The following is a 26,649-nucleotide window of genomic DNA, read 5'->3' as shown; positions in this document are numbered from 1 at the left end:
GGGCCCGGTCGGGGCTCACCCGGCCGGGCGTCCCGTCAGATGTCGCGGCGCTTCAGCGGCCGGGTCGCCGGGCCCTGGATCACCTTGCCGTCCGTGTCGAAGCGGGAGCCGTGGCACGGGCACTCCCAGGCACGCTCGGCGGCGTTGAAGGAGACCAGGCAGCCCATGTGCGTGCAGCGGGAGGACACCGCGTGCAGGGTGCCGTCGTCGTCGCGGTACACCGCGAGCCGGTCGCCGTCGACGCGGACCACCGCGCCCTCACCCGGCGGCAGCGACTCCACCGGCGGCGGGGGCTTCAGCCGGTCGCCGACGAAGTGCCCGGCGACCTGCGCCTGGTGCTTCAGGAACTGCGGCGCCTCGCGCACCGTCGACCGCAGCCGGCGCGGGTCGTACAGCTCGCTCCACGCGCACGGCTGCCCGGTGATCAGCGCCGACAGCAGCCCGCCCGCCATCACGCCGCCGCTCATGCCCCAGCCGCCGAAGCCGCTGGCCACGTACACGTGCCGGGTGCGCGGGTGCAGCGGGCCGACCAGCGGCACGGTGTCGGTGGAGTCGTTGTCCTGCGTGGCCCAGGCGTAGGTGAGCTCGACGCCGGGGAAGCGCTCGGCCGCCCACGCGGACAGCCGGTCGAAGCGCTCACGCGTGTCGCCCGTGCCCGGCGTGAAGTGCTCCCCGGTGATCACCAGCAACCGCCGGCCCTCGCCGTACGGGGCCGTGCGGACCGAGCGGGTGCCCTCGTCGGGCGTGATGAACATGCCGCCCGGGTCCCGGTCCGCCGCGACGGCCCCCGCGACCACCAGCTCGCGGCGCGGGGACAGGCGCGTGAACAGCAGGGCCCGGTCGAAGATCGGGTAGTGCGTGGCGACCACGACGTCCCGCGCGGTGACCGTCGCGCCGGTGTCCGTCGACAGCCGGCACGGGTCGCCCTCGTCCAGCGACAGCACGGTGGTGTCCTCGTACACGCGCCCGCCGCGCGCCACCAGGTCGTCGGTGAGGGCGTACAGGTACTTCAGCGGGTGGAACTGCGCCTGCCCGGTGACCCGCACCGCGCCCGCGATCGGGAACGGCAGTCCCGTCTCCGTCACGAACGACGCGGGCAGCCCGGCCTCCCGGGCGGCGTCCGCCTCGGCCCGGATGTCCTCGACACGGCCCGGGTCGCAGACGTACGTGAAGGCGTCCCGGCGCTCCCACTCGCAGTCGACGCCCAGCTCCTCGACGATCTGCGCCATGCGCTCGACCGCCTCGGACTGCGAGCGGGCGTACAGCCGCGCGCCCTCCGCGCCGCGCTTGCGGCGCAGCTTGTCGTAGATGAGGGAGTGCAGGGCGGTCACCTTGGCGGTGGTGTGGCCCGTGACGCCGGCGGCGACCTGCCGCGCCTCCAGCACCGCCACGCTCCGTCCGGCCCGCGTCAGCTCCCACGCCGTGCTCAGCCCGGCCACACCGGCGCCGATCACGGCCACGTCGACGTCGAGGTCCTCGGTGAGTGCGGGACGCGGCCCGCTGGATGCCGTCTTCAGCCAGTACGAGCCCCTGACCTGGTCATTCTCAGCCATGGGCGCCGGGTACCCCGTCCCGGCGATTTCAGTTCCCGGACCCCGGGGAGCCGCGCGGGCTCCCCGGGCGCGGCGGCTACCTCCGCCAGGGTCCCGTCACCGCGAACGTCGTCCCGGGCGTGTAGCAGTTGAGGTACATCGTTTCCCCGTCGGGGGAGAAGGTGACGCCGGCGAACTCGCCCCACTCCGGTTCCTCGGGGGTGCCGATGTTCTGCCGACCGCGGGCCATCGCGTAGACCTCGCCGCGGCGGGTGACGCCGTAGACGTGCTGGGCGCCGTTGCCGTCCTCGCAGACCATCAGGCCGCCGCTGGGGGCGAGGCAGATGTTGTCCGGCGACTCGCCGGGCAGCTGCACGTCCGTGTCCGGGCCGAAGACGATCACCAGCGTCAGGCGGCGGCGGTCCGGGTCGTAGCGCCATATCTGGCCGTAGTGGTCCCCGGCCGAGCCCTCCGAGCTGCGCGCGAACGACGACACGAAGTACACACACCGCCCGCCCCAGTAGCAGCCCTCCAGCTTCTGCGCGTGCGTGATGCCCTTCGGTCCGAAGTCCTGGAGGCGGACGGGGGTCCCGGCGGCCAGCGGGTCCGGTACGTCCACCCACTCCACGCCGTCGAACGAGGCGCCCGTCTCCCGCACCGACGACAGGTCGGGCAGGCCCGGCACCCGCATGGCCTGGAGCAGGCCGCCCGCGCGCAGCGAGCCGGGCCCGCCGAGGGGCCTGTCGGGAAGGAAGCGGTAGAACAGGCCGAACGGCCGCTGGAAGGCGTCCTCGGTCTCGTAGACCACCCCGCGCCGGGGGTCGACGGCGACCGCCTCGTGCTGGAAGCGGCCCATCGCGCTGAGCGGGACGGCGCCGGTGCGGCGCGGGTCGGCCGGATCGACCTCGAAGATGAAGCCGTGGTCCTTGGCGTAGCCGGCGGTGCCCGCCCTGTCCTCGGTCTCCTCGCAGGTCAGCCAGGTGCCCCAGGGGGTTGGGCCGCCCGCGCAGTTGACGGCCGTACCGGCGATGGCGACCCGTTCGGACAGGACGTCGCCGCGGGCGTCCAGGGTCAGGGCCGTGCAACCGCCCTTGGCCGCCGGGTCGTAGGTGAGGCCCTCGACGACGGGGACGGGGATTCTCGCGGTGGCGCGGTTCTCGTGGTTGCGGACCAGATGGACGCGGCCGTGCCGGCCGGCGAAGGCGGACATGCCGTCGTGGTGGGAGGGGACCGGGCCCTCACCGGAGCGCAGCGGCTCTCCCTCGCGGGACAGCACCCGATAGCGGAAACCTTCCGGCAGATCGAGCAGGCCCTTCGGGTCGGGCACGAGCGGCCCGTATCCGGTGTGGCCCAGGTTCCGCGCGGCGGCGGAGCCCGCGAAGAGTTCGGACAGCGCTCCGGTGAACGCTATGCCCGCGCCCAGGGCGCCGGTGCGGGCGAGCACCTGGCGCCGGGTCGCGGAGCGGTCGTCTTCGGACATGGCGGAGCCTTCCTGCTGGCGGACAGGATCGGTGATCCGCTGTGTGTATCACTTGACAGGGTCGGCGGGAACCACGCGCGTAGCAGCCGTCACTGCTCCACCCGGCCCCCGGCGGCGTGTTCCGGCGGTGTCTGCTGGGCCCGCTCCAAGAAGCGCAGCAGCTCCACCGGGAACGGCAGCACCAGGGTGGAGTTCTTCTCCGCCGCGACCGCCACCACCGTCTGCAGCAGCCGGAGTTGGAGCGCGGAAGGGGTGTCGGCCATCTGCTGGGCCGCCTCGGCGAGCTTCTTCGACGCCTGCAACTCGGCGTCGGCGTTGATGATCCGGGCCCGCCGCTCCCGGTCGGCCTCGGCCTGCCGGGCCATCGAGCGCTTCATCGTGTCCGGCAGCGACACGTCCTTGATCTCGACGCGGTCGATCTGCACGCCCCAGCCCACCGCCGGGCTGTCGATCATCAGCTCAAGACCCTGGTTGAGCTTCTCGCGGTTGGACAGCAGGTCGTCCAGGTCGCTCTTGCCGATGATGGACCGCAGCGACGTCTGCGCCATCTGCGAGACCGCGAAGCGGTAGTCCTCGACGTTGACGATCGCCGCCGCCGCGTCCACGACCTTGAAGTACACCACCGCGTCCACGCGCACGGTGACGTTGTCGCGGGTAATGCCCTCCTGGGCCGGCACCGGCATCGTCACGATCTGGAGGTTGACCTTGCGCAGCCGGTCCACGCCCGGCACCACCAGCGTGAACCCGGGCCCGCGCACGGCACCGTGCAGCCGTCCGAGCCGGAAGACCACCCCGCGCTCGTACTGCTTGACGATCCGGGCCGCCGCCGCGACGTACGCCAGACCCGCGGCACCAGCCGCGGCGAGCGCCGCCAGCAGTTCCTCGACCATGACGGCCTCCTTGCCGAGAGGTCCGCTGGGCAGCGCACCCGGCGTGCCGGATGCGCCTGATGCCACGATATGCCCGAAGTCCGGTCCGGGGCCATGCTCCTGCCCCGGACCGGACCGGCCGCCGCGCTACCCGGTCGTCAGCCGCACCGGTTCGACGCCGGCCGCGCTGTGCCGCTCGGCCCAGCCCTCCAGCGCCGTACGGCAGGCGTGGTCGAGGTGGTGCAGCCCGGACAGGTCCAGCTCTATGGGCCGGTCCTGGGGGAGCGCCTCCAGGCCGTCGAGGATCTTCGGCAGTCGCAGGAAGGTCGCGTTGCCCGACAGGTGCACCTGTATCGGCCCGGCGCCCTTGTCGACGACCTCCGTCTTCAGGTGCGAGGCCTCCCAGGCGGTCTTGACCACCGACAGGGCCAGACCGATCAGGACGCCCTCGAACATGTTCACCGCGACGATCGACACGGCCGTCACCACCAGGATCAGCGCCTCACCGCGGTGCCCCCGCCACAACGCGACCAGACTGCGCAGCGGGATCAGCTTCCAGCCCGCGTGGACCAGGATGCCGGCGAGCGCCGGCAGCGGTATCAGCGCCAGCGCGCCCGGCAGCAGCGCCGCGAACAGCAGCAGCCACACGCCGTGCAGGACGCGGGACGCCTTGGTCTTCGCGCCCGCGTGGACGTTCGCCGAGCTGCGCACGATGACCGCGGTCATGGGCAGCGCGCCCAGCAGCCCGCACACCGTGTTGCCGGCGCCCTGGGCCATCAGCTCCTTGTCGTACTGGGTGCGCGGACCGTCGTGCAGCCGGTCCACGGCGGCGGCGCTGAACAGGCTCTCCGCCGAGGCGATCAGCGTGAACGCCAGGACCGTGCCGAGCACGCCCACCCCGGCCAGTTCGCCGAGGGCGTCCGCGCCGGGCACCTGGACGGCGTCCAGCAGCCCCTGCACCTCCACCGTCGCCACCGGCAGGTCCAGCGCGAGGGTGGCCAGTGTGGCGAGGACGACGGCGGCGAGCGCGCCCGGCACCGCCCGCACCCGCTCCGGCAGCGTCTTCCACAGCACCACCACGGCGACGGTGCCCGCGCCGACGGCGAGCGAGGTGAGCGCCTCGGTGCTGCCGAGCGCGTCGGCGGCGGCTCCCGGCAGTCCGAGGATCTTGTCGATGCCGGAGTCCGGCGCCTTCAGCCCGGCCGCCGCGTACAGCTGCCCCGCGATGATGACGAGGCCGATTCCGGCCAGCATGCCCTCGACGACCGACACGGATATCGCCCGGAACCAGCGCCCCATGCGCAGGGCGCCCATGCCGAGCTGGAGCAGGCCGGTGGCCAGCACGATCACACCGAGCACGGCGAGCCCGTACGCGGTGACGGCCTCGAAGACCAGGACGGTCATGCCGGCGGCCGGTCCGGACACCTGGAGGCTGCTGCCGGGCAGCAGGCCGGTGACGATGCCGCCCACGATGCCGGTGACCAGGCCCAGTTCGGCCGGGACACCGGAGGCGACGGCGACGCCGACGCACAGCGGCACGGCGACCAGGAACACGACGAGCGAGGCGGCGAAGTCCTGCCGCAGATGGGGAAAGGAGCTCATCGCGGCCCTCACAGCGCCTCGAACTTGCCGGTGTCGGCGCGGTGTTCGCGCACGGCGCCGGTGTGGACCTCGTAGTACCAGCCGTGCAATGTCAGCCGGCCGTCCGCCAGGCGCCGTGCGATGCCGGGGTAGGAGCGCAGCCGCAGCAGCTGGGCGAGGACGTGGTCCTGCACGGCGTCGGCGACCGCCGGGTCGGACGGGTCGGCGTTTCGCGGCGTGTCGGCGGCGTGCGCCAGCCAGTCGCGCACGGCCGGCACCGCGTCCAGGTCGTCGCCGCGCACCAGCGCGCCGACGGCACCGCAGTGCGAGTGACCGCACACCACGACGTCCCGCACGCCGAGGACCTCGACGGCGTACTCGATGGTGGCGGCCTCGCCGCTGGGGCGCCCGGAGCCGTACGGCGGTACGACGTTGCCCGCGGTGCGCAGCTCGAACAGCTCACCGGGCCGGGCGCCCGTGATCAGGGCCGGTACGACCCTTGAGTCGGAACACGTGATGAACAGGACGTCGGGCGACTGACCCTCGGCGAGCTTGGCGAACTCCTCAGGGCGCTGTCCGAACGTACGGGCGTTGTCGATGAGGGGCTGCATCTGTGGGCGATTCCTCCTGGCGCGCTTTCAGGGCGCGTCGGACTGGCACGACAGAGGTCGGGGGCTGCTCCGGCCACGGCTAAGCCTTGGCCATGGCGTGACGTCCCGTATGCGCGAATGCGAACACCAGGGAAACGCAGTGCGCACCCGGGCATGCACTTTTTGAGCAGGTGTCACCTTTAGTGCGTGCCAACGGATGGTCAATGGATGGTCAAGAAGCACGTTAACGCTGCACAGTCCTTTGCAGTGTTAACTCCGCGTTTCGGGGGCAAAAGAGCGTGAAAAGTGGGGGTCTGGTGGCGCGAACCTGCTCTTGATCATGAAGCGCATGATCGGGTAGAGGCGGGCGGCCGGCCCCGGGCGACGGGGCGCCGGCCGACGGGCGCCGGAGCGCGGCGCGGCTCAGTCGCGCGGTTCGGCCAGAGGCTTCGCGTCGCGGGCCAGGGCGGTGAGCCGGGAGATCGCCCGGAAGTACTTCTTCCGGTAGCCGCCCTTCAGCATCTCCTCGCTGAACAACTGGTCGAACGGCAGACCCGAGGCCAGCACCGGCACCTCGCGGTCGTAGAGCCGGTCGGCGAGGACGACCAGCCGGAGCGCCGTCGACTGGTCGGGCACCGGGCGCACGTCCGTCAGGCACACTGCCCGCACGCCCTCGGTCAGCGCCCCGTACCGGCTCGGGTGGACACGGGCGAGGTGCTCCAGCAGACGCGGGAAGGCGTCGAGCGAGGCGCCCTCGGTGGCGTGCGCCGCCTTCGTCACCTGGTCGGCCGAGTACGGCGCCGGCGCCTCGGGCAGGCCCCGGTGGCGGTAGTCCTCGCCGTCGATGCGCAGCGCGCGGAAGTGGGCGGACAGGCCCTGGATCTCGCGCAGGAAGTCCGCCGCCGCGAACCGGCCCTCGCCGAGCTTGCCCGGCAGCGTGTTGGAGGTGGCGGCGAGCGCGACGCCCGCGTCCACGAGCTTGCCGAGCAGCGTGGAGACGAGCACGGTGTCGCCCGGGTCGTCGAGCTCGAACTCGTCGATGCACAGCAGGCGGTGGCCCGACAGCGTCCTCACCGTCTGCTGGAAGCCCAGGGCGCCGACCAGGTTCGTCAGCTCCACGAAGGTGCCGAAGGCCTTCAGGGCGGGCTCGGCCGGGGTGGCGTGCCACAGGGAGGCCAGCAGATGGGTCTTGCCGACGCCGTAGCCGCCGTCCAGGTAGACGCCGCGCGGGCCCGCCGGGGCCTTGGGCGCCCTGGACCTGCCGAGGCCGAAGAAGCCCCGGCGGCCGGTGCCGGAGGCGTGCGCCCCGCCGAGCCCGGCCGCGAAGTCCTCGAGCACCCTGACCGCCTCCGACTGGCTGGGCTGGTCCGGGTCCGGGATGTACGTGGCGAACCGCACGCCGTCGAAGCGCGGCGGCGGCACCATCTCGGCGACGAGCCGGTCCGCGGGGACGTGCGGCTCGCGGGCGCACAGCGACAGCGGGGCCGCGTCGGCCATGGGACGGGGGCCTGAGGCGGCGGTGGAGGAGGACACGATTCCTCATCGTAGTCGCCGTGCCAGACTGCACGGATGCGACGCCTGTTCCCTGTGACCGACCAGACAGCGGCCCCCGCCCCGGGTGAGGCGGCCGTGGACCGCGATCTTGGCGGCGAGCGCGAGTGGAGCCTCGCCGAGCTGGCCGCCGCCTATGCCTATCCCGAGCCCGGGCCGGACGGCCGGCACCCCTGGCTGCGCGCCAACATGGTCGCCACGCTCGACGGCGCGGCCCAGCACGACGGCCGCTCGCACCCCATCTCCAGCGCCACCGACATGCGGATCTTCGGAACCCTGCGGGCGCTGGCGGACATCGTGGTCGTCGGTGCGGAAACGGTACGCCAGGAGGGCTACCGCCCCGCACGCGCGCGTGCCGAGTTCGCGGCCACGCGCAAGGCGGCCGGGCAGGGGCCCGCGCCCGCGATCGCGGTGGTCACCGCCGGGCTGGAGCTGGACTTCACCCTGCCGCTGTTCACCTCGCCCCTGGTGCCCACGCTGATCCTGACCGGCGCAGCGGCGGCCCCGGACCGGGTCGCCACCGCCGAGAAGGCCGGCGCCAAGGTGGTGATCTGCGGCGACGGCGTCGGCGTGGACCCGGTGCGCGCCGTCCGGGCCCTGGCCGAGCTGGGCCACACCCGGCTGCTGACCGAGGGCGGGCCGCGGCTGCTGGGCCAGCTGGTGGCCTCCGGCGTGCTCGACGAGCTGTGCCTGACCGTCTCCCCGATGCTCACGGCGGGCGGGGCGCAGCGGATCGCCGGGGGACCGTCGGTGACGGTTCCGGAGCGTTTCGCGCTGGTGTCCCTGCTGGAGGAGGACGGGTTCCTCTTCAGCCGCTACTGGCGGGCCTGAGCGTGCGGGTCCTGTAGGGGTGCCGTGGCGGAGTGGTGGGGAAGATCGCGGGTAGATGTGGTGGTCCGGATGCGGGTCCGACCGGTATCGCCTGTCCGCACAACAGTGGAATCTGCCGTTCCGCTCAACGGCCTACGGACGGGACGAATCCGGCAGGACCCGTGCGATCACGGGGCAGGATGGTTTCCGCATGGCCTGTCCCGGCCAACGGAGGACTGAGGGCAAGGGGCCCTCGAAGGAGAAGGGGCGCCTGGTGTTCAGAAGCGTTTTGATGATCGAGAAGGCCCTGACGTCCGCCGACGTGGAGTTCGTCACCACGCTGCACGGGGACGAGCCCGTCTCCTTCCACGTGCTGCTCCAGCCGCGCGGCGAACAGGCCGACCGGCTGCTGAGAGCCATTGACGACATCGCGCTCGGCGAACTCGACGAGGCCGTCCGGGAGGGCGAGACACCCGAGGGCGAGGAGGCGCTGAGCACCGGCCTGCGGGCCCTGGAGGTGTCCCTCGCCGCGCTGCGCGCCTCCGGCAGCACCGCCGAGGGACGGCTCGTGGACGACCATCCCCTCGACGCGCTGAAGACCATGGTCGAGGAAGTCGGCGCCGACGAGGTGATCGTGCTGACCGACCCGCACTACGTCGAGGAGTTCTTCCACCGCGACTGGGCGTCCCGGGCCCGGCACAAGGTGGGCGTACCGGTGCTGAAACTGTTCTCCCACAGCAAGGCATAGGCTTGGGCGGCGCCCTCCGCACGGGTCCTCCCGGCGCGGGCGCGCCGTCCGCAGCGGCGGACGGACCACCCCACTCACCACCCGTCGCACCACTGGGAGAAACGCGCATGGCACCCGGCCTTCCTACCGCCATGGACCGCCCGCACTTCATCGGCATCGGCGGCGCCGGAATGTCGGGCATCGCGAAGATCCTCGCCCAGCGCGGCGCCGAGGTGGCCGGCAGCGACGCCAAGGACTCCCCGACCGCCGAGGCGCTGCGCGCGCTGGGCGCCACCGTGCACATCGGGCACGCCGCCGAGCACCTGGCGCCCGACGCCACCTGCGTCGTCGTCTCCTCCGCGATCCGCGCGGACAACCCCGAACTGGCGCGGGCCGCCGAACTCGGCATCCCGGTGGTCCACCGCTCGGACGCCCTGGCCCGCCTGATGGACGGCCTGCGCCCGATCGCCGTCGCCGGCACGCACGGCAAGACCACCACCACCTCGATGCTGGCCGTGTCGCTGTCCGAGCTCGGCCTGAACCCGTCGTACGCCATCGGCGGCGACCTGGACACGCCCGGCTCCAACGCGCTGCACGGCACGGGCGACATCTTCGTCGCCGAGGCCGACGAGTCCGACCGCAGCTTCCACAAGTACGCCCCCGAGGTCGCCATCGTCCTCAACGTCGAACTCGACCACCACGCCAACTACGCGTCCATGGAGGAGATCTACGCGTCCTTCGAGACGTTCGCCGGGAAGATCGTGCCCGGCGGCACGCTGGTGATCTCGGCCGACCACGAGGGCGCGCGCGAACTGACCCGCCGCCTCGCGGGCACCGTGCGGACCGTGACGTACGGCGAGGCGCCGGACGCCGACGTGCGCGTCCTGTCCGTCGTCCCGCAGGGCCTCACGAGCGAGGTGACCGCCGAACTCGACGGCACGCCGCTCACCTTCACGGTCTGCGTCCCCGGCCGCCACTACGCGCACAACGCCGTCGCCGCCCTCGCCGCGGGCGCCGCGCTCGGCATCCCCGCCGCCGAGCTCGCCCCCGCGCTCGCCGCGTACACCGGGGTCAAGCGCCGCCTCCAGCTGAAGGGCGAGGCCGCCGGCGTCCAGGTGATCGACTCCTACGCCCACCACCCGACCGAGATGACCGCGGACCTGGAGGCGATGCGCGCGGCGGCCGGCGACTCGCGCATCCTGGTCGTCTTCCAGCCCCACCTGTTCTCCCGCACCCAGGAACTCGGCAAGGAGATGGGCCAGGCCCTCTCCCTCGCGGACGCCTCCGTGGTCCTCGGCATCTACCCGGCCCGCGAGGACCCCATCCCCGGCGTCACCAGCGAGCTGATCATCGAGGCCGCCCGGGCGGCGGGCGCCGAGGTGACCCCCGTGCAGGACACGGCCCAGGTCCCGACCGTCGTCGCAGGAATGGCCGAGCCCGGCGATCTCGTTATCACCATGGGCGCGGGCGACGTCACGGACCTCGGCCCGCACATCCTGGACCGTCTGACGACGAACTGAAGGGCTGAGACGCATGCCGTACGAGGTCGAGAAAACGGACGAGGAGTGGCGCGCGGAGCTGAGCCCGGCCGAGTACGCCGTGCTGCGCCAGGCTGGTACGGAGCCCGCGTTCACCGGTGAGTACACCGACACCAAGACGGAGGGCGTCTACTCCTGCCGTGCCTGCGGCGCCGAACTGTTCACGTCCGGCACGAAGTTCGAGTCCCACTGCGGCTGGCCGTCCTTCTTCGACCCGAAGGACACCGACGCGGTGGAACTCCTGGAGGACCGCTCCCACGGCATGCTCCGCACGGAGGTCCGCTGCGCTCGCTGCGGGTCTCATCTGGGGCACGTCTTCAGGGGCGAGGGTTATCCGACGCCGACGGACGAGCGGTACTGCATCAACTCGATCTCACTGCGGCTCAGGCCGGCGGAGCCCGGGGACAGCTAGGGGCGTTCGTCTTGTGCTGCCTCCGGCCGGAGCGTGTGGCCGCGCGCAGCCGAAAACGTGACGACAGCCGAGGGAGCACCACGCTAGCGTCCGCGGGTATGGCCCTTTCACTTGAACGCCCCCCGTTCCAGGCCGACGAGCGCACCGCGCTCACTGGCTGGCTGGATCTCCAGCGGCAGATCCTTCGATGGAAGTGCGAGGGCCTCAGCGAGGCGGACGCGCACCGCTCCGTCATCCCGACGTCGCCGGCGGTGACGATGGCCGGGCTCATCAGCCACATGCGGTGGGTCGAGCACAGCTGGCTGGAGGTGCTGTTCCTCGATGGGGACGAGACGCAGAACCCGTGCTTCGACGAGACGGACGACGACGCCAGCTGGCGCACCGACGGCGTCACGCTGACGCAGCTGCTCGCGGACTACGAGACCCAGTGCGCCCGAAGCAACGACATCGTGGCCGCGGCCTCCCTGGACGACGTGGGCCGCCACCTCGGCCACCGCTCGGCCAAAGCCAACCTCCGCTGGATGCTCATCCACCTGATCGAGGAGACCGGACGGCATGCGGGACATGCGGACATCGTGCGGGAGCTGCTCGACGGCTCCAAGGGGTACTACTAGCTCTGTCCGGCATGCCACGAGCGGAGCCGGGACCGGACTCCCGGCCTCGTTCCGGCTGGCCGGACATTCTTGAGGGCGTTGATCGTCCAGCGGGGCGCACGCGTCTTCGATGTCCGGCCGGTGGTGACTGTGGAGGTTCGATGTCGAGGGGAGCCACGGAGTCACCTGGTGGGACAGACCGTCACCGGGGTGGCGTAGGTTGCGCTGCTGATCGTTGTGCAACCTGAGGAACAAGGAGAGAAGCTCCCCGTGAGTGACAAGAAGGAGCCGGGCGTTCTGGATGGCTTCAAGGCCTTCCTGATGCGTGGGAACGTGGTCGACCTGGCCGTGGCGGTGGTCATCGGTGCCGCCTTCACCAACATCGTCAACTCGGTGGTCAAGGGCGTCATCAACCCGCTCGTCGGCGCCATCGGGACCCAGAACCTCGACAGCTACAGCTCGTGCCTGAAGGGTCCCTGCGAGAAGGCGGCGGACGGCACGGTCAGCAGTGGCGTCATGATCCTGTGGGGTTCGGTCCTCGGCGCCACGCTCAGCTTCGTGATCACCGCCGCGGTGGTCTACTTCCTGATGGTCCTGCCGATGTCGAAGTACCTGGCCCGGGTGGAGGCCCGCCGCAAGGAGAAGGAGGGCACGCGCGAGGTGATCGAGGTGACCGAGCTGGAGGTTCTCAAGGAGATCCGCGACGTCCTGGTCGCCCAGCGCGGTGCGGCCGGCCCGGGTGGCGCCCGGGAGTGATGGCGCGGGCAGCGGATCGGGCCCCGCGATGCGCGGCCCGATCCGCACCTCGGTGTTCCGGCCCGCGGCGCCCGGGGCGCGGAACCCGGAAGGCCCACGCGGGGCTGCGCTCCGGGCGCCGGGCGGGCATGGTGGTGGCATGGAGCGACGCCCCCCTGTTGTCGTGTTCCCGCCCGCGCCGGACGGCGGTCGCCGGGTGACGGTCCGCGACGAGGAGGCGGGCACCGCGTACGGCCTGTTCGACGTGATGGAGATCCTGCACGGCGCCGGGCTGCCCGCCGTCGACACGGCCGTGGACGACCCCGAGCTGATCGACTGGCGCGGCGGCGGCCCGTACGACTGGAACGACGGTTCCGCGGGCACCCGCTGATCCGGAAGCCTCGGACGCCGGACGCCGGTCCGGCCGCTCCCGCGCGGGGTGCGCCCGCATCCGCCGGACGCCCGGTGACGCGTTCACCGGCCACCGGTCCCGGCCCAGGGGCGGTATGTTCGCGTCAGTGGCCTGGCCCGCGGCCCGTCCGCGTACGAGGCTGGTCACAGGACGTGCGCAGCCGTCTCCGGCTGCCGTGGAGCTGACGAGGAGTCCGTCGTGCGCGCTCGGGATCTGGCGGTCGAATACGAGACGGTGAGCGTCGACAGCGACGCCCTGGACGCGGCCCGGCTGATGGCCGAGCACAAGCTGCCCGGGCTGCTGGTGCTGGACGAGCGGGGTGAGCCGAAGGCGATCCTGCCCGCATCCCAGATGGTCAAGGTGCTGGTCCCGGCCTACGTCATCGAGGACCCCACCCTCGCGGCGGTCGTCGACGAGCCGCACGCCGACCGGCTCTGCCAGGCCCTGGCCGGCCGCCGGGTCGGCGAGTGCCTGTCGGGCCGGACGGCGAAGCCGCCGATCGCCGAGCCCGACGACACGGCGCTGGAGGTGGCCGCGCTGATGGCCCGGGTGCACTCCCCGCTGGTGGCCGTGGCGGAGCGCGCCAAGGACGGCATGCACCTGCTCGGCGTGATCACCGCCTCGCATCTCCTGCACGCGCTGCTCGCCGCCGCGGGAGAGGTACGGCAGGACTGACCGCGATCCGCCCCGCGCGTGCGGCCCGGGACACCACGCGGGCCGGCCCGGGCGGCCGTGCGTCCGCCGCCGCGCCGGCCCCGGCGCCGGTACTCAGGCCAGCGTGAAGTACCGCAGCCACACGTAGCCGAGGGCCAGCAGCACCGTCACGGCCGTGACGATCAGGCCGTACTTGGTGAACTGCCAGAAGGAGATCGGCTGCCGGTTGCGCTCGGCGATGCCCAGCACCACCACGTTGGCGCTGGCGCCGATCGCGGTGGCGTTGCCGCCCAGGTCGGCGCCGAGTGCCAGGGACCACCACAGCACGTGGTCGGAGCCGCCGCCCATGCCCTCCACGAGGTCGCTGGTGATGGGCGCCATGGTGGCGACGTACGGGATGTTGTCGACGAGGCCGGACAGTACGGCGGAGGCGGTCAGCAGGAGCATCGAGCCGCCGAACTCGTTGTCGCCGATCAGGTCGGCCAGCGCCTTGGAGATCTCGCCGATCACGCCGGTCTCGATGAGGCCGCCGATCATGATGAACAGACCGGCGAAGAACGCCAGCGTCGGCCACTCCACCTCGCCGAGGACCTCACCGGTCTGGGCCTTGGAAATCGTGATCAGCAGACCGGCGCCGAGCAGGGCGACGACGCTGGGCTCGTAGTGCAGCACCGGGTGCAGTATGAAACCGGCCACGACCAGCGCCAGTACCACCAGGCCCTGGATCAGCATGCGGGGGTCCTTGATGGCCTCCCGTTCCTCCAGCGCCATGATCTCGGCGGCGCGGTCCTCGTTGTAGACGAAGACCTTGCGGAACATCACCCGGCACATCAGGACGAGGACGATCAGCAGCACGCCCACCAGCGGGGCCAGGTGGACCAGGAAGTCGTTGAAGGTCATTCCGGCGCGGCTGGCGATGATGATGTTGGGCGGGTCGCCGACCAGGGTCGCGGTGCCGCCGATGTTCGACGCCAGGACCTCGGCGATGAGGAACGGGATGGCGGGCAGCCCCAACCGCTCGCACACCAGCAGCGTCACCGGGGCGATCAGCAGCACCGTGGTCACGTTGTCCAGCAGCGCCGAGGCCACGGCGGTGATCACGACCAGCATGGCCATCACCCGGAACGGCTTGGCGCGGGCCCGCTTCACGGACCAGATCGCCAGGTACTCGAACATGCCGGTCCGCTTCAGCACGCCGACGATCATCATCATGCCGAACAGCAGGAAGATGACGTTCCAGTCGACGCCGCTGTGTTCCGAGTAGAAGGCCGACTTGTCGTCGGTGGCGCCGAGCGCCAGCATCAGGGCGGCGCCACCGAGGGCGACGGCCACCCGGTGGATCTTCTCGCTGATGATCAGGGCGTACGCGCCGACGAAGACGACGAGGGCGGCCCAGCTGTGCCAGTCGTTCACGATCCTCCGCTGCGGGGTTGCGCCGACCGGCACCTCGCGCGGCCGCCGGTCGGAGAAGACACCTGTCCCTTGCTCGCCGACCAGGCTTCCCGGCACACCGCGGGGAACCTTACCCGGTCCTGACCTGGCTGGAACAGCGTGTCCCGGGCGCGGCGGCCCCGGTCAGCGGCCCGGCGTCGTGCGGTGATGGGCGCCGCGGGCGTGCAGGATCCGCGCGACGACCGTGCCGAGCGCGGCGGCGGCGAGCAGCACGGCGAACCGGGCGGCGTCGGGATGCCCGTCCCAGCTGAGCCGGCCCCGCGGCTCGACCGCGAAGCTGTTGAGGAACATCCAGCACACGATCGCGATGCCCGGCGCCGCCTGGAACCGGGCGGGCAGCCCCAGGACGGCCGCGAGCAGGCTCAGCGCGACGAGCGCCGCGGAGGAGCTGGCCGGACCGCCCGTCATGCCCAGCAGCGTCATGAGCAGCAGGGAGCCGGCGAAGGCCGCCGCCCACACGAACGGCGTCGCCACCGGTTCCGGGACGGGCCGCACCACGCCACGCCGCAGGGGCCGCCACCGCACCATGCCCGCTCCTTCCGCCGTCCGCCGCCCGGTCCCTCCCGCGGGTGCCGGTGCGAAAATCCTGCCATGCGCGTCGGCGGGGCCGCCCCGGCGTCAGCTGAGGTCGGCGAAGGCCTCCACCGCGTGCGTCTTGCCGGTGACGACGATGACGTCGCCCCGCTCGACGACGGTGTCGGCGGTGGCGTACGTGAAGTCCTCGCCGGGGCGCTTGATGCCGACGACGGTCACGCCGAAGCGGCTGCGGACCTGGCTCGTGCCGAGCGTGACGCCCGTGGCGACGTCCGGGGCGACCGTCTTCACCAGGGCGTAGTCGTCGTCGAACTCGATGAAGTCCAGCATCCGGCCGGTGACCAGGTGGGCGACGCGCTCGCCCATCTCGTGCTCGGGCAGCACCACGTGGTGCACCCCGAGACGCTCCAGGATCTGGCCGTGCTGGCGGCTGATCGCCTTCGCCCAGATGTTGGGCACCCCGGCGTCCAGCAGGTTGGAGCTCACCAGCATCGACGCCTCGATGTCGGTGCCGATGGCGACGACGGCACTGGTGAACTCGTGGACGCCGAGCTGGCGCAGCGTCTCGGCGTCGGTGCAGTCGGCGACGGCGGCGTGCGTGAGCTCGTCGCTGTACTTCTGCACCAGGCGCGCGTCGGTGTCCAGTCCGAGCACGTCCCAGCCGCGCCGCATCAGCTCGCCCGCCAGGGACGACCCGAAGCGGCCCAGGCCGATCACGGCCACCCGCTGGTCGCCGGGCTCGCGGGCGGGGGCGGAGTGGCGCTTGCGGCGCCGCCGGAGCAGGGAATGCAGGAAATCAGCCAATGACGGGTCGCTCCTCGGGCAGTTCGTAGCGGCGGGTGCGCTCGCGCAGCGCGAGCGCCGAGACCAGGGTGATGGGACCGAGGCGGCCCACGAACATGAGGCCCACCAGCAGCAGTTGGCCCGCCGCCGGGATGTCGGCGGTGATGCCGGTGGACAGGCCGACCGTCGCGAACGCGGACACCACCTCGAACAGCACCGCGTCCAGCGGCTCACGGGTGATCGTCAGCAGCACCAGCGTGGCCGCCATCACCAGGCCGATGCCCAGCAGGGCCACGGTCAGCGCCTGCCGCAGCACGTGCGGGGCCAGCCGGCGGCCGAGCACCGACGACGTCGGCTCGCCCCGCACCTCGGCCAGCATCGCCGCGGCCAGCACCGCGAAGGTGGTCACCTTGATGCCGCCCGCGGTGCCCGCGCTGCCGCCGCCGATGAACATCAGCACGCACGTCATCAGCAGCGTCGACGCGTGCAGGGCGCCCACGTCGACCGCGTTGAATCCGGCGGTGCGGCTCATCACCGAGTGGAAGAACCCGTTCAGCACCTTGCCGAAGACGGAGTGCGGGCCGAGCGTGCCGGGGTTGGACCACTCCAGCGCGCACGTCAGCACGGTCCCGGCGGCCAGCAGGACGGCCGTGGTGATGAGGGTGAGCCTGGTGTGCAGGCTCAGCCGGCGGCGGCCGGTGGTGCGCCCGCGGTGCCGGTGCCGCAGCAGTTCCAGCAGCACCGGGAAGCCGATGCCGCCCAGGATCACCGCGACCGCGACCGGCAGGGTGACCCAGGCGTCGGCGGCGTAGCGGGTCAGGCTGTCGGGGTGCAGCCCGAAACCGGCGTTGTTGAACGCCGACACGGCGTGGAACCAGCCGAGGTACAGGGCCCGGCCGGGGCTCTCGCCGTAGCCGAGGCGGAACCGCAGGGCCAGTGCGGCGCCGACCGCCAGTTCGACGGCGAGGGTGGTGCCCGCGACGCCGAGCAGCACGCGGCGCACCTCGCCGATGCCGAGGCTCCTGGTCTCGGCCTGCGCCGTCAGCTGCATGCGCAGCCGGAGCCGGCCCGACACGAGCAGGGCGAGCAGCGAGGCCATCGTCATGATGCCGAAGCCGCCGACCTGGATCAGCGCGAGGATGACGCCCTCGCCGAAGCCGCTCCAGTACGTCCCGGTGTCCACGACCGCGAGGCCCGTCACGCACACCGCCGACGTGGCCGTGAACAGCGCGGTCACGAATCCGGTCGCGGAGCCGTCCTCGGTGGCGACCGGCAGTGCCAGCAGGGCCGTGCCGCCCAGCACCACCAGGGCGAACGCCACGACGACGGCCCGGGCGGGGTGGGCGACGAGCAGGGCGGTGCCCGACCGCACCCGGGTCAGCAGCGCCGACGCCACGGCCACCTCCCGCCTGTTCCGCCCGCCCGTGTCGCGGGCCCGTCAAGATCCCGGCCGCACACCCTACCCGCAGGCCCGGCGGGCTTCTCGGGCGGCGCCCCGGTGCCGTGGTCCGCGCGGGCCGGGTGGCGCCGCCGCAGGCGGGGGCGAGGGCGTGACGGCGGCGTAAGGAAACCGTCATGTGCGCGGCGGCCCGCACCGGGCCCGCGGTGCGTTGAATGGGGAGCGGAAACCCTGGGAAACGGAGCGGGACGGTGGGCGTGAGCAAGAAGCAGTGGATCGTCGGGGCGTTGGCGGTGGTGCTGGTGGTGGCCGGCGCGGGGCTGTACTGGTTCCAGCCGTGGAAGATCTGGCAGGACGAGACGGTGGACGAGGCACTGCCGTCGGCGACGGCGTCGGCGACGGCGTCGACCGGGGCGTCGCAGCCCGCGACGCGACCCTCCGAGGCGCCCTCCGCCACCCCGGACGGGCCGCGGACCCTCGCCGGCGGCGAACTCGTCAGCCACGAGCACGCCACGACGGGCACCGTGAAGCTGGTACGGCTCGCCGACGGCTCCCACGTGATCCGGCTGGAGAAGCTTGACACCAGCAACGGGCCCGACCTGCACGTCTGGCTCACCGACGCGCCCGTGAAGAAGGGCCGCGCGGGCTGGCACGTCTTCGACGACGGCGACTACGTCAGCCTGGGCAAGCTGAAGGGCAACAAGGGCAGCCAGAACTACGTCCTGCCCGCCGACGTCGACCCGGCCGGTTTCACCAGCGTCAGCATCTGGTGCGACCGCTTCAACGTGTCTTTCGGTGCGGCGGAGTTGAGCCGCGTCTGATTCCGGCGTTCCGGGGGGCGTGCGGGGGCCCGGTGGGCGCGTCAGGTTCCGTCGGGGGCGAACGCCGTCCTCGGCAGGGTGGTCGCCGTCGCGGCCGGGAGGTCCTCCGGGGCCCTTTCCGACTGCTGCGAGACCGTGCCGCCCGGGTCCTGGTACGGGTTGGGGGAGCTGGCGGGCAGCAGGGACAGGGCGCCGAACAGCAGCGCCAGCGCGGCGACCGTGCCGACGGCGCGGCCCACGCGGCGCCGCCGCGCCCTGCTGTCCATGTCCCGCCAGGCCGGACCGCCCCACCGGTCCTCGGGCTGCCACAGCTCGCCGACCGCGCCCACCGTGACGTCCACGCCCGTCGGTGTCTTCGCGTCCGGCCGCTCCAGCCCTTCCGGCCGCTTCGGGGCCGTGCGCTCACGTGCCGACGGCTCCCTCGGCGCGGACTCACGTATCGCGTTCTCGCTGTCCGTGAGGAACTTGTGCCAGACCTCGTCCGGGACGGGCAGCGCGGCGCCCCCGTCCCGCTCTCCGCCCCGCGGTGTTCTGTCGCTCTCCGACTCCCGACCGGTCATGTCGGCCCCCTTTTTTCCCCTCGTGCATTCCTCGTGGTGCTGCGTCCCATCCTGTCGGACGACGGGGCCGCGTGGTGCGTTCCGTACGGGCCGAAGGACGTACGGCCGTAACGATTTCCGCCCGCCGCCCCGGAGCGCCGCGCTCCGCGAGGGAAAAAGACGGCAAACCAGACTTCGGCTTCTTACGGAACGCGGACGCCGGCGGCCGGCGGCGGCGCTTTCGCGCGCGCGGTGCGACGCTGGCCGCATGGAGCAGCAGCCGCAGCAGCCGACCGGGGCCCGGGTCCTCGTCGTGGACGACGACCCGACCGTCGCGGAGATCGTCTCGGGCTACCTCGACCGGGCCGGATACGTCGTCGACCGGGCCGGCGACGGACCCGACGCGCTCGCCCGCGCCGCCGCCCACCGGCCGGACCTCGTCGTCCTCGACCTCATGCTGCCCGGCATGGACGGCCTGGAGGTGTGCCGCCGGATGCGCGGCAGCGGGCCCGTGCCGGTGATCATGCTGACCGCGCGCGGCGACGAGGACGACCGCATCCTCGGCCTGGAGGTCGGCGCCGACGACTACGTCACCAAGCCGTTCAGCCCCCGCGAACTCGTCCTGCGCGTCGAGTCGGTGCTGCGCCGCACTCGGCCCGCGCAGCCCTCCCGGCCGCTGAGCGCCGCCGGTCTCACCGTCGACCCGGCGGCCCGCCGCGCCACCAGGAACGGCAGCCACATCGCCCTCACCGTCCGCGAGTTCGACCTCCTCGTCTTCCTGCTGCGGCACCCCGGCCGGGCGTTCACCCGCGAGGAGCTGATGCGTGAGGTGTGGGGCTGGGACTTCGGCGACCTGTCCACCGTCACCGTCCACGTCCGCCGGCTGCGCGGCAAGGTGGAGGACGACCCGGCGCGACCCCGCCTCATCCAGACCGTGTGGGGCGTGGGCTACCGCTTCGACGACACCGTGCCCGCGGCGGGGGAGTGACCGTGCGCGACACCCTGCTCATCGCCCTGTTCGCCTTCACCGGCGCCGCCGCGGCCGGGCTGCTCGGCGCGTGCGTCCTGCTGCTGATCCGGCGCCGGTCCCTCACCGCCCACTTCGCCGTGGTCGCGGGTGTCGCCGTCACCGCGATGCTCGCGGGCACCCTCGCGGTCGCCCGGGCGATGTTCCTGTCCGCCCACGACCTGACCGTCGTGACGACCGTCGTGGCGACGGCCGCCGTGGTGTCCCTGGCGACCGCGGTGCTGCTGGGCCGCTGGGTCGTCGCCCGCAGCCGCGCCCTGGCACTCGCCGCCCGGTCCTTCGGGGACGGTGGCGACTTCGCCGCGCCCACCGGCCCCTCGACCGCCGAACTGTCCGCGCTCAGCCGCGAGCTGGAGGCGACCAGCGCGAAACTCGCCGAGTCCCGGGACCGCGAGCGGTCCCTGGAGTCCTCCCGGCGCGAACTCGTCGCCTGGATCTCCCACGATCTGCGCACGCCGCTCGCCGGGCTGCGCGCGATGGCCGAGGCGCTGGAGGACGGTGTGGCCGCCGACCCGGACCGCTATCTCAGGCAGATCCGCACCGAGGTGGAACGTCTCAACGACATGGTCGGCGACCTCTTCGAGCTGTCCCGCATCCATGCGGGCGCCCTGACCCTCTCCCTGTCCCGGATGTCCTTGTACGACCTGGTCGGCGACGCGCTCGCGGGCGCGGACCCGCTCGCCCGCGAGAACGGCGTACGGCTGGTCGGGGAGTCCGTCGAGGCGGTGCCGGTCGAGGTGGACGGCCGGGAGATGAGCCGGGTGCTGGGGAACCTGCTGGTGAACGCGATCCGCCGGACGCCCGCCGACGGGACGGTCGCCGTCGCCGCCGAGGGGTCGCCCGAGGGCGTGGTGCTGTCCGTGACGGACGGCTGCGGCGGCATCCCCGAGGAGGACCTGCCGCGCGTGTTCGACACCGGCTGGCGCGGCACGCACGCGCGGACACCGCCGGCCGGGGCGGGACTCGGGCTGGCGATCGTACGGGGCATCGTCGAGGCACACCGGGGGCGGGCCGCGGTACGGAACGTCAGCGGGGGATGCCGGTTCGAGGTGACGCTGCCTCGGGCGGAGGGGTGACGGGGCCTCCGGGGGGTGACAGCGCCTCCGGCGGGGAGGGGTGAGAGGGCGTCCGGCGTCGCGGTGCCCGTCGGGCGGCTCGCGCGGCCCGGCGCCACCGGGTCACCGCCCGCGCCCACCTCCCGCCCCGCCCGAAATCCGCCCGGTTTCGGCTGGCCCTCCCCGGAAAGGTTCCTGCCCGGGGCGTGAAACCTCCGCCCCTTAGACTCGGCCGGCGACGGCCCCGGTCACGGCGGCCGCAGCGGGCAGCTCGTGCCAACCCGAAGGGCATTCGGCGCTTTGATACGGATGGAATCAGTCACCAAGCGGTACCCGGACGGCACGGTGGCGGTCGACCGGCTCTCGCTGGAGATACCCGACCGCGCGATCACCGTCCTCGTCGGCCCGTCCGGCTGCGGAAAGACGACGACCCTCCGCATGATCAACAGGATGGTCGAGCCCACCGAGGGCAGCATCCTCATCGACGGCGTGGACAGCCGGCAGCGGCCCGTCAACACCCTGCGCCGCTCCATGGGGTACGTCATCCAGAACGCCGGCCTCTTCCAGCACCGCACGATCCTCGACAACATCGCCACAGTGCCCCGCATGCTCGGCTGGGGCAAGCGCCGCGCGAGGGAACGCGCCGCCGAACTCATGGAGCGCGTCGGCCTCGACACCTCACTGGCGCGGCGCTACCCCTACCAGCTCTCCGGGGGTCAGCAGCAGCGCGTCGGCGTGGCGCGCGCCCTCGCCGCCGACCCGCCCGTACTGCTCATGGATGAGCCGTTCTCCGCCGTCGACCCCGTCGTCCGCAAGGGACTCCAGGACGAACTGCTGCGCATCCAGGGCGAGTTGGGCAAGACCATCGTTTTCGTCACGCACGACATCGACGAGGCGATCAAACTCGGCACGATGGTCGCCGTCCTGCGCACCGGCGGCCGGCTCGCCCAGTTCGCGCCGCCCGCCGACCTGCTCTCCGACCCCGCGGACGCCTTCGTCGAGGACTTCCTCGGCGCCGACCGCGGCATGCGCAGGCTGTCCTTCTTCCCGTCCGCGGGCCTGGAGCTGACCACCGGACCCGTCGTCGCCGTGGACGCCACCGCGGAGCAGATCGCCGCCCGGGACGCCCCCTACCTCCTGGTGACCGACGCGGACGGCAGACCGCTCGGCTGGGCCGAGCCCGGCGAACTCACCGCGGGCGCCGTCGACCCGGACCGGCTGCTGTCCTACGGCCGTCCCTTCAGACCCGGCACGGACTCCCTGCGCGCCGCCCTGGACGGGGCCGTGCTGTCGCCGACCGGCTGGGCCGTCGCCGTGGACGCGGACGGCCGGGTGAGCGGAGTGGTGTCCCAGCAGGCCATCGGCGAGGCAATCCGGAGTGCCCACGCCGAGCGCCGCGCGCACCGCACGACCGCGAAGGCCGCCCGGTGAACCGCTTCTTCGACATCCCCAGCGACCTCCAGCACAGCTGGCTCGGCCTGGTCGGGCTGCATCTGCGGGAGGCACTGCTGCCGGTCCTGGCCGGACTGCTCGTCTCCCTGCCGCTGGCCCAGCTGTGCGTCCGCTTCCGCTGGCTGTACCCGCCGGTGCTGTGGGTGACGACCGTGCTGTACGCCATTCCCTCGCTGGCCTTCTTCGTCCTGCTCATCGACTACACCGGCCAGACCGAGCTGACGGTGATGATCCCGCTCACCGTCTACAGCCTCGTCGTCCTGGTCCCGGCCATCGTCGACGGTGTCCGCTCGGTCCCGCAGGAGACCCTCGCCGCCGCGACCGCCATGGGCTTCGGACCCGTACGCCGCTACCTCCAGGTCCAGTTGCCGATCGCCACGCCCGCCATCGTCGCGGGGCTGCGCGTGGCGACCGTGTCCAGCATCAGCCTGGTGAGCATCGGCGCCCTCATCGGCAACCAGGGCGCCCTCGGCAACCTGATCAACGACGCGAACATCTACGACCGGCCCGAACTCGCCCTGAACGCCGTGCTCAGCATGGCCCTGCTGGCGATCCTCGCCGACGGCCTGCTGGTCGCCGTACGCCTGCTGCTCACGCCGTGGATGCCCCGCAGCACGCGCAGGACACCGAAGGCCGAGGTGCCCGAACCGGCCGCCGCAGCAGTGGAGGACGCAGCCCGGTGAACCTGCTGAACTTCATCAACGCCTTCTTCAGCGACAGCGCCCACTGGCAGGGCTACGACGGCATCCCCACGCGCGTGGCGGAACACGTCCAGTACACCCTGCAGGCGCTCGCCGTCGCCACCGCGATCGCGCTGCCCGTCGGCATGGTCACCGGGCACTACGGGCGCGGCGGGAACGTCCTCGCCCTGATCGCCGTCGCCGGGCGGGCGCTGCCCACCTTCGGCCTGCTGGTGCTGATGACCCTGCTGGTGGGCTTCGGCATGGTGAACGTGATGACACCGCTGGTCGTCCTCGCCGTCCCGCCGATCCTGGTCACCACCTACGAGGCGATGCGCTCCGTCGACCCCTCGCCGGTGGACGCCGCCCGGGGCATGGGGATGAGCGAGGCCGGGGTGCTGTTCCAGATCGAACTCCCGGCCGCGCTCCCGCTGATCCTCAGCGGCCTGCGCTCGGGAGCCATCCAGATCGTCTCCACGGCCACCATCGCGGCCTACGTCAGCCTCGGCGGCCTCGGCCGCTACATCATCGACGGCCTGTACCAGCGCAACTACGAGAAGGTCGTCGGCGGCGCCACCCTGGTCGCCGGGCTGGCCCTGGTCACCCTGGCGGTGTTCTGGGCGGTGGGCCGCGTCGCCGTGTCGCCGGGCGTGCGCAGGCGGTGACACCCGCGACACCGACGCAGGCGCACGCACAGGCACCGGGCCGTCCCCTCGCGCAGCAACCGGGCGGGCATCGACGCCAATTGGTAACCAGGCCGCTCTTGACTGATCAAGAAGCGGCTGGATTGGATCAGTCAATGATTTCCACCGCGAAGAGCAGCTGGACCCGGACGCGACACACGGGCGCGTTCACCGTCGCGATCGCCGCCACGGCAGCCCTGCTCGCGGGTTGTTCCTCCTCCGGCGACACCTCAGACCCGCTCGCGGAGGGCAACGAGGGCGGTGACACCGTCGTCGTCGGCTCGAACAACTTCGCCGAGAGCATCCTGCTCGCCGACATCTACGGCGAGGCCCTGAAGGCCAAGGGCATCAAGGTCACCTACAAGCCCAACATCGGCAGCCGCGAGACCACCTACGGCCTGATGAAGAACGGCTCCATCACCGTTCTGCCCGAGTACAACGGCTCCCTGCTGGCCTATCTCGACCCGAAGGCCACCCCGAAGACCGTCGAGGAGACGACGGCCGCGCTCGAGAAGAAGCTGGACGCCAAACTGACCCTCCTGGAGCCCTCGTCCGCGCAGAACAAGGACTCCGTCACCGTCAACGCCGCGACCGCCGAGAAGTACGGCCTCACCGCCGACTCCAGCATCGCCGACCTCAAGGACGTGGCGCCCGACCTGGTCTTCGGCGGCTCGCCCGAGTTCCAGACCCGCCACCAGGGCCTGGCGGGTCTGAAGTCCGTGTACGGCCTGCGGTTCAAGTCCTTCAAGTCGCTCGACGCGGGCGGCCCGCTGACGCAGGCGGCGCTGAAGAAGAACACCGTGCAGGTCGCGGACATCTTCACCACCGACCCCACGATCACCAAGGAGAAGTTCGTCGTCCTGAAGGACGCGAAGAACCTCTTCGGCTTCCAGAACGTGCAGCCCCTCGTCTACAAGGACGGGCTGCCGAAGGAAGGCGCCGACGCCCTCAACGCGGTCTCCGCGAAGCTGGACACCCGGACGCTCCGGGACCTGGACGCCCAGGTCCAGCTGGAGAAGAAGGACCCGCTGGACGTGGCCAAGTCCTGGCTGACGTCGGTGGGCCTGGACTGAGCGGACCCCGCGGGCGGGAGTCCGGCGGTTGATCCGGCGGCCGGGCGCGGCCGGGCCGCAGCCCGTCCTTGAGCCTGCGCAGCGGGTCCAGGTCCACGGCCGTCCCGGAGACGGGGTGCGGGGGGCGGGCGGTGACCCGGCCCGCCCCCGGCGGATCGCACAGCGGGATCACCACCACGCTCACCGTCGTGGTGACGGTGAGGTCTGCGCGGCTGAGCCGGGTCCGGCCACCGGCCAGGGTGAACGGCCGGACGAGCCGGCCCGCCGGTTCCGCTTCGTCCACCTCACACGCCGGCGTCCGCCACGGGCCCCGTGCCGGCCCGCGGAGCCGTCCTGAGGTGCTCGCCGATCTTCTTCACCAGCGGGTTCATCTGGTACGTCACCACGCCGACGTCCGCGCCCGGCCCGGTCAGCACGGCCAGCAGGGCGCCCGGGCCCGCCGAGGTGAGGATCAGATGGCTGTTGGCCATCTCCACGAGCGCCTGCCGCACCGGACCGCCGCGGAAGTCCAGGCTGACGCCCTTGCTGAGGCTCATCAGGCCCGACGCGGTCGCCGCCAGCCGCTCGGCGTCGTCCCGCAGGAACCCCGTCGACTTGCTGAGGACGAGTCCGTCGTCGGACAGCACCACCGCCTGGCCGGCGTCGGCGACCCGCTCCACGAGTCCGGTCAGCAGCTCGTCCAGCTGGGGGTGTGTGGCGGGGGAGGGCAGTGTCATGGCGGTGTCCTTCGTCGGCGTCGGCGGTCAGTGGTCGGCGGGGGGAGGGGGGAGCGGGCGGCGGCGCGTCCTCCTGGCGCGCCGTGAGCGTGCCGCGCGGGAACCCGGCCGGCGAGGCGGCGGCCCGCTCAGAGGTGAACTCACCGTCCGGCATGCCTGCTTCAGGACCGGCGGGCTCCTCGCGCGGGCCGGCGGCGACGCGCGCGGTCTGCGGCACGCGCCGCGGCAGCGGGGTGAGACCGCAGGCGGCGGAGGTACGGGCGAGGGCTCCGGAGGCGGGCTCGCCCGGGGTGGCTGGGGTGGGCGCGGCGCGCTCGGCGCCTGAGGAGGCCTTACCGGGCCTGTCATCCCCCGCGCTGCCAGATCCTTCCGCGCTGCCCAAGCCCTCTCGTCCCTCGCCGCACCCGGCCCCCTCCGCCCCCGGCGCGGCCCCTTCCCGCACCACCGCCCCGTGAGGGGTCCGCACGGCCGCCGTCGTACCCCCGTACGGCGACGGGCGGAGCCGGGCCGGCCGGTGCCCGCCGTGCCCGCGCTGTCCGCCCGCTCCCGGGAGGCGCCCCCGGAGCAGCACGCCGGCATCAGGCAGGCGGCGGTCTGGGCCGCGACGCGGGCGAGTCCCCCCGGGGCCGGGGCGGGACCGAGGCGGGGGCGGACTGGTCATGGCGTGCGGCACCTCGCTGTGCGGCCGAGCAAAGAGCATGGCGGAGCTGACGGAGCGCGCGACCGCGATCGCGTGGCGTGCCCCGCTCGCCCGTTCACTGGCCCGGAGCCAATCGTGTGTGGACACCGGTCGTCAAGTGAGCGGCGCCTCCCGGCACTTGCTGCTGCCGCATCGTGATGATCGGCCGGCCGGCCCCCGGAAGACGCCAGGCGTCACACCCCTCGGCACCGCCGTGCGCGCGGGGCCGGTCCGGCCTCGGCGGCGATTCGGACCATCCGGCACCGTCCATG

Annotated in this window: 27 protein-coding genes and 1 pseudogene; 15 read left to right on the top strand and 13 right to left on the bottom strand. The window is 72.6% G+C overall.

Going from position 1 to position 26,649, the window contains the following annotated elements; genetic code table 11:
- Window positions 1-35: 35 nt before the first annotated feature.
- The 6 genes from AB0M97_RS02350 to zapE all read right to left on the bottom strand — a co-directional run bounded on the left by AB0M97_RS02350 (window position 36) and on the right by zapE (window position 7,585).
- Entirely contained in the window at window positions 36-1,553 is a 1,518-nt protein-coding gene (locus AB0M97_RS02350) for an FAD-dependent oxidoreductase (protein WP_365958804.1), read from the bottom strand.
- 76 nt (window positions 1,554-1,629) lie between these two features.
- Window positions 1,630-3,012: a PhoX family protein gene (locus AB0M97_RS02345; protein ID WP_365958803.1), complete on the bottom strand. Its 1,383-nt coding sequence runs from the start codon at window positions 3,010-3,012 to the stop codon at window positions 1,630-1,632.
- An 89-nt stretch (window positions 3,013-3,101) separates the two neighbouring features.
- Window positions 3,102-3,902, bottom strand: a complete 801-nt coding sequence (locus tag AB0M97_RS02340; protein WP_365958802.1) for a slipin family protein — start codon at window positions 3,900-3,902, stop codon at window positions 3,102-3,104.
- Window positions 3,903-4,028: 126 nt separating this feature from the next.
- Window positions 4,029-5,483 (bottom strand): SulP family inorganic anion transporter, encoded by a 1,455-nt coding sequence (locus AB0M97_RS02335; protein WP_365958801.1) that lies wholly within the window; start codon window positions 5,481-5,483, stop codon window positions 4,029-4,031.
- Window positions 5,484-5,491: 8 nt separating this feature from the next.
- Window positions 5,492-6,073 (bottom strand): carbonic anhydrase, encoded by a 582-nt coding sequence (locus AB0M97_RS02330; protein WP_365958800.1) that lies wholly within the window; start codon window positions 6,071-6,073, stop codon window positions 5,492-5,494.
- Between the two features lie 402 nt (window positions 6,074-6,475).
- A complete protein-coding gene (gene zapE / locus AB0M97_RS02325) occupies window positions 6,476-7,585 on the bottom strand; it encodes a cell division protein ZapE (protein ID WP_365958799.1) in 1,110 nt (369 codons plus the stop codon).
- Window positions 7,586-7,621: 36 nt separating this feature from the next.
- On the opposite strand from zapE, the gene AB0M97_RS02320 reads away from it, so the two are divergent.
- From AB0M97_RS02320 to AB0M97_RS02285, 8 genes are all read left to right on the top strand, one after another.
- Window positions 7,622-8,434, top strand: a complete 813-nt coding sequence (locus AB0M97_RS02320) for a pyrimidine reductase family protein (RefSeq protein WP_365958798.1) — start codon at window positions 7,622-7,624, stop codon at window positions 8,432-8,434.
- A gap of 271 nt (window positions 8,435-8,705) precedes the next feature.
- On the top strand, window positions 8,706-9,161 hold the full coding sequence (locus AB0M97_RS02315; protein ID WP_365958797.1) for an indole-3-glycerol phosphate synthase: 456 nt from the start codon (window positions 8,706-8,708) through the stop codon (window positions 9,159-9,161).
- Between the two features lie 107 nt (window positions 9,162-9,268).
- A complete protein-coding gene (murC, locus tag AB0M97_RS02310; RefSeq protein ID WP_365958796.1) occupies window positions 9,269-10,660 on the top strand; it encodes a UDP-N-acetylmuramate--L-alanine ligase in 1,392 nt (463 codons plus the stop codon).
- A gap of 13 nt (window positions 10,661-10,673) precedes the next feature.
- Entirely contained in the window at window positions 10,674-11,090 is a 417-nt protein-coding gene (gene msrB / locus AB0M97_RS02305; RefSeq protein WP_365958795.1) for a peptide-methionine (R)-S-oxide reductase MsrB, read from the top strand.
- A 98-nt stretch (window positions 11,091-11,188) separates the two neighbouring features.
- Complete coding sequence (locus AB0M97_RS02300) at window positions 11,189-11,704, top strand: DinB family protein (RefSeq protein ID WP_365958794.1); 516 nt, start codon at window positions 11,189-11,191, stop codon at window positions 11,702-11,704.
- Between the two features lie 249 nt (window positions 11,705-11,953).
- A complete protein-coding gene (gene mscL, locus AB0M97_RS02295) occupies window positions 11,954-12,439 on the top strand; it encodes a large conductance mechanosensitive channel protein MscL (protein ID WP_365958793.1) in 486 nt (161 codons plus the stop codon).
- Between the two features lie 139 nt (window positions 12,440-12,578).
- Entirely contained in the window at window positions 12,579-12,809 is a 231-nt protein-coding gene (locus tag AB0M97_RS02290; protein WP_365958792.1) for a hypothetical protein, read from the top strand.
- Window positions 12,810-13,028: 219 nt separating this feature from the next.
- Window positions 13,029-13,505, top strand: coding sequence for a CBS domain-containing protein (locus tag AB0M97_RS02285; protein ID WP_365958791.1), 477 nt, complete (start codon window positions 13,029-13,031; stop codon window positions 13,503-13,505).
- Between the two features lie 93 nt (window positions 13,506-13,598).
- On the opposite strand, the gene AB0M97_RS02280 is transcribed toward AB0M97_RS02285, so the two are convergent.
- From AB0M97_RS02280 to AB0M97_RS02265, 4 genes are all read right to left on the bottom strand, one after another.
- Window positions 13,599-14,897, bottom strand: a complete 1,299-nt coding sequence (locus AB0M97_RS02280; protein WP_365959026.1) for an ArsB/NhaD family transporter — start codon at window positions 14,895-14,897, stop codon at window positions 13,599-13,601.
- 162 nt (window positions 14,898-15,059) lie between these two features.
- Window positions 15,060-15,464, bottom strand: a complete 405-nt coding sequence (locus AB0M97_RS02275; RefSeq protein WP_365958790.1) for a hypothetical protein — start codon at window positions 15,462-15,464, stop codon at window positions 15,060-15,062.
- 90 nt (window positions 15,465-15,554) lie between these two features.
- Complete coding sequence (locus AB0M97_RS02270; RefSeq protein ID WP_365958789.1) at window positions 15,555-16,274, bottom strand: TrkA family potassium uptake protein; 720 nt, start codon at window positions 16,272-16,274, stop codon at window positions 15,555-15,557.
- The gene (locus tag AB0M97_RS02265) at window positions 16,267-17,649 is read right to left on the bottom strand and encodes a potassium transporter TrkG (RefSeq protein WP_365958788.1); all 1,383 of its coding nucleotides are present in this window, start codon (window positions 17,647-17,649) and stop codon (window positions 16,267-16,269) included. Before AB0M97_RS02265 ends, AB0M97_RS02270 begins: the two co-directional genes overlap by 8 nt.
- Window positions 17,650-17,867: 218 nt before the next feature.
- Here AB0M97_RS02265 and AB0M97_RS02260 point away from each other — a divergent pair, with 218 nt between their 5' ends.
- Window positions 17,868-18,473, top strand: coding sequence for a DM13 domain-containing protein (locus tag AB0M97_RS02260; protein WP_365958787.1), 606 nt, complete (start codon window positions 17,868-17,870; stop codon window positions 18,471-18,473).
- Between the two features lie 41 nt (window positions 18,474-18,514).
- Here AB0M97_RS02260 and AB0M97_RS02255 read toward each other — a convergent pair whose 3' ends face one another.
- On the bottom strand, window positions 18,515-19,033 hold the full coding sequence (locus AB0M97_RS02255; protein WP_365958786.1) for a hypothetical protein: 519 nt from the start codon (window positions 19,031-19,033) through the stop codon (window positions 18,515-18,517).
- A 247-nt stretch (window positions 19,034-19,280) separates the two neighbouring features.
- On the opposite strand from AB0M97_RS02255, the gene AB0M97_RS02250 reads away from it, so the two are divergent.
- The 6 genes from AB0M97_RS02250 (at window position 19,281) to AB0M97_RS02225 (ending at window position 24,982) form a co-directional block, all read left to right on the top strand.
- Window positions 19,281-20,000, top strand: a complete 720-nt coding sequence (locus tag AB0M97_RS02250) for a response regulator transcription factor (protein WP_365958785.1) — start codon at window positions 19,281-19,283, stop codon at window positions 19,998-20,000.
- A 2-nt stretch (window positions 20,001-20,002) separates the two neighbouring features.
- Window positions 20,003-21,115 carry a HAMP domain-containing sensor histidine kinase gene (locus tag AB0M97_RS02245; protein WP_365958784.1) on the top strand — a complete coding sequence of 371 codons (1,113 nt, stop codon included), beginning with the start codon at window positions 20,003-20,005 and terminating at the stop codon, window positions 21,113-21,115.
- A gap of 279 nt (window positions 21,116-21,394) precedes the next feature.
- A complete protein-coding gene (locus AB0M97_RS02240; RefSeq protein WP_365958783.1) occupies window positions 21,395-22,525 on the top strand; it encodes an ABC transporter ATP-binding protein in 1,131 nt (376 codons plus the stop codon).
- Window positions 22,522-23,229: an ABC transporter permease gene (locus AB0M97_RS02235; protein WP_365958782.1), complete on the top strand. Its 708-nt coding sequence runs from the start codon at window positions 22,522-22,524 to the stop codon at window positions 23,227-23,229. The genes AB0M97_RS02240 and AB0M97_RS02235 overlap by 4 nt, the downstream gene beginning before the upstream one ends.
- The gene (locus AB0M97_RS02230; protein ID WP_365958781.1) at window positions 23,226-23,891 is read left to right on the top strand and encodes an ABC transporter permease; all 666 of its coding nucleotides are present in this window, start codon (window positions 23,226-23,228) and stop codon (window positions 23,889-23,891) included. Before AB0M97_RS02235 ends, AB0M97_RS02230 begins: the two co-directional genes overlap by 4 nt.
- 134 nt (window positions 23,892-24,025) lie before the next feature.
- A complete protein-coding gene (locus tag AB0M97_RS02225) occupies window positions 24,026-24,982 on the top strand; it encodes an ABC transporter substrate-binding protein (RefSeq protein ID WP_365958780.1) in 957 nt (318 codons plus the stop codon).
- Window positions 24,983-25,040: 58 nt separating this feature from the next.
- On the opposite strand, the pseudogene AB0M97_RS02220 reads toward AB0M97_RS02225, so the two are convergent.
- A pseudogene (locus tag AB0M97_RS02220) lies at window positions 25,041-25,265 on the bottom strand (DUF742 domain-containing protein); the annotation flags it as partial.
- 1 nt (window position 25,266) lies between these two features.
- Window positions 25,267-25,698 carry a roadblock/LC7 domain-containing protein gene (locus AB0M97_RS02215; protein WP_365958779.1) on the bottom strand — a complete coding sequence of 144 codons (432 nt, stop codon included), beginning with the start codon at window positions 25,696-25,698 and terminating at the stop codon, window positions 25,267-25,269.
- Window positions 25,699-26,649 lie beyond the last annotated feature (951 nt).

Source organism: Streptomyces sp. NPDC051207, assembly GCF_040682395.1.
In the GTDB taxonomy this organism is placed as follows: domain Bacteria; phylum Actinomycetota; class Actinomycetes; order Streptomycetales; family Streptomycetaceae; genus Streptomyces.
Note: the sequence above shows the minus strand (reverse complement) of the source record. Positions and strands in the feature narration are given on the sequence as shown.

Excerpts from the sequence above, each read along its gene's own strand:
- msrB (WP_365958795.1), top strand. The coding sequence starts at position 10,674 with ATGCCGTACGAGGTCGAGAAAACGGACGAGGAGTGGCGCGCGGAGCTG.
- AB0M97_RS02340 (WP_365958802.1), bottom strand. The coding sequence starts at position 3,902 with ATGGTCGAGGAACTGCTGGCGGCGCTCGCCGCGGCTGGTGCCGCGGGT.
- AB0M97_RS02320 (WP_365958798.1), top strand. The coding sequence starts at position 7,622 with ATGCGACGCCTGTTCCCTGTGACCGACCAGACAGCGGCCCCCGCCCCG.
- AB0M97_RS02335 (WP_365958801.1), bottom strand. The coding sequence starts at position 5,483 with ATGAGCTCCTTTCCCCATCTGCGGCAGGACTTCGCCGCCTCGCTCGTC.
- AB0M97_RS02345 (WP_365958803.1), bottom strand. The coding sequence starts at position 3,012 with ATGTCCGAAGACGACCGCTCCGCGACCCGGCGCCAGGTGCTCGCCCGC.
- AB0M97_RS02255 (WP_365958786.1), bottom strand. The coding sequence starts at position 19,033 with ATGACCGGTCGGGAGTCGGAGAGCGACAGAACACCGCGGGGCGGAGAG.
- AB0M97_RS02290 (WP_365958792.1), top strand. The coding sequence starts at position 12,579 with ATGGAGCGACGCCCCCCTGTTGTCGTGTTCCCGCCCGCGCCGGACGGC.
- AB0M97_RS02225 (WP_365958780.1), top strand. The coding sequence starts at position 24,026 with ATGATTTCCACCGCGAAGAGCAGCTGGACCCGGACGCGACACACGGGC.
- AB0M97_RS02350 (WP_365958804.1), bottom strand. The coding sequence starts at position 1,553 with ATGGCTGAGAATGACCAGGTCAGGGGCTCGTACTGGCTGAAGACGGCA.
- AB0M97_RS02250 (WP_365958785.1), top strand. The coding sequence starts at position 19,281 with ATGGAGCAGCAGCCGCAGCAGCCGACCGGGGCCCGGGTCCTCGTCGTG.
- AB0M97_RS02260 (WP_365958787.1), top strand. The coding sequence starts at position 17,868 with ATGGGGAGCGGAAACCCTGGGAAACGGAGCGGGACGGTGGGCGTGAGC.
- AB0M97_RS02215 (WP_365958779.1), bottom strand. The coding sequence starts at position 25,698 with ATGACACTGCCCTCCCCCGCCACACACCCCCAGCTGGACGAGCTGCTG.
- murC (WP_365958796.1), top strand. The coding sequence starts at position 9,269 with ATGGCACCCGGCCTTCCTACCGCCATGGACCGCCCGCACTTCATCGGC.
- AB0M97_RS02300 (WP_365958794.1), top strand. The coding sequence starts at position 11,189 with ATGGCCCTTTCACTTGAACGCCCCCCGTTCCAGGCCGACGAGCGCACC.
- AB0M97_RS02315 (WP_365958797.1), top strand. The coding sequence starts at position 8,706 with ATGATCGAGAAGGCCCTGACGTCCGCCGACGTGGAGTTCGTCACCACG.
- AB0M97_RS02330 (WP_365958800.1), bottom strand. The coding sequence starts at position 6,073 with ATGCAGCCCCTCATCGACAACGCCCGTACGTTCGGACAGCGCCCTGAG.
- AB0M97_RS02275 (WP_365958790.1), bottom strand. The coding sequence starts at position 15,464 with ATGGTGCGGTGGCGGCCCCTGCGGCGTGGCGTGGTGCGGCCCGTCCCG.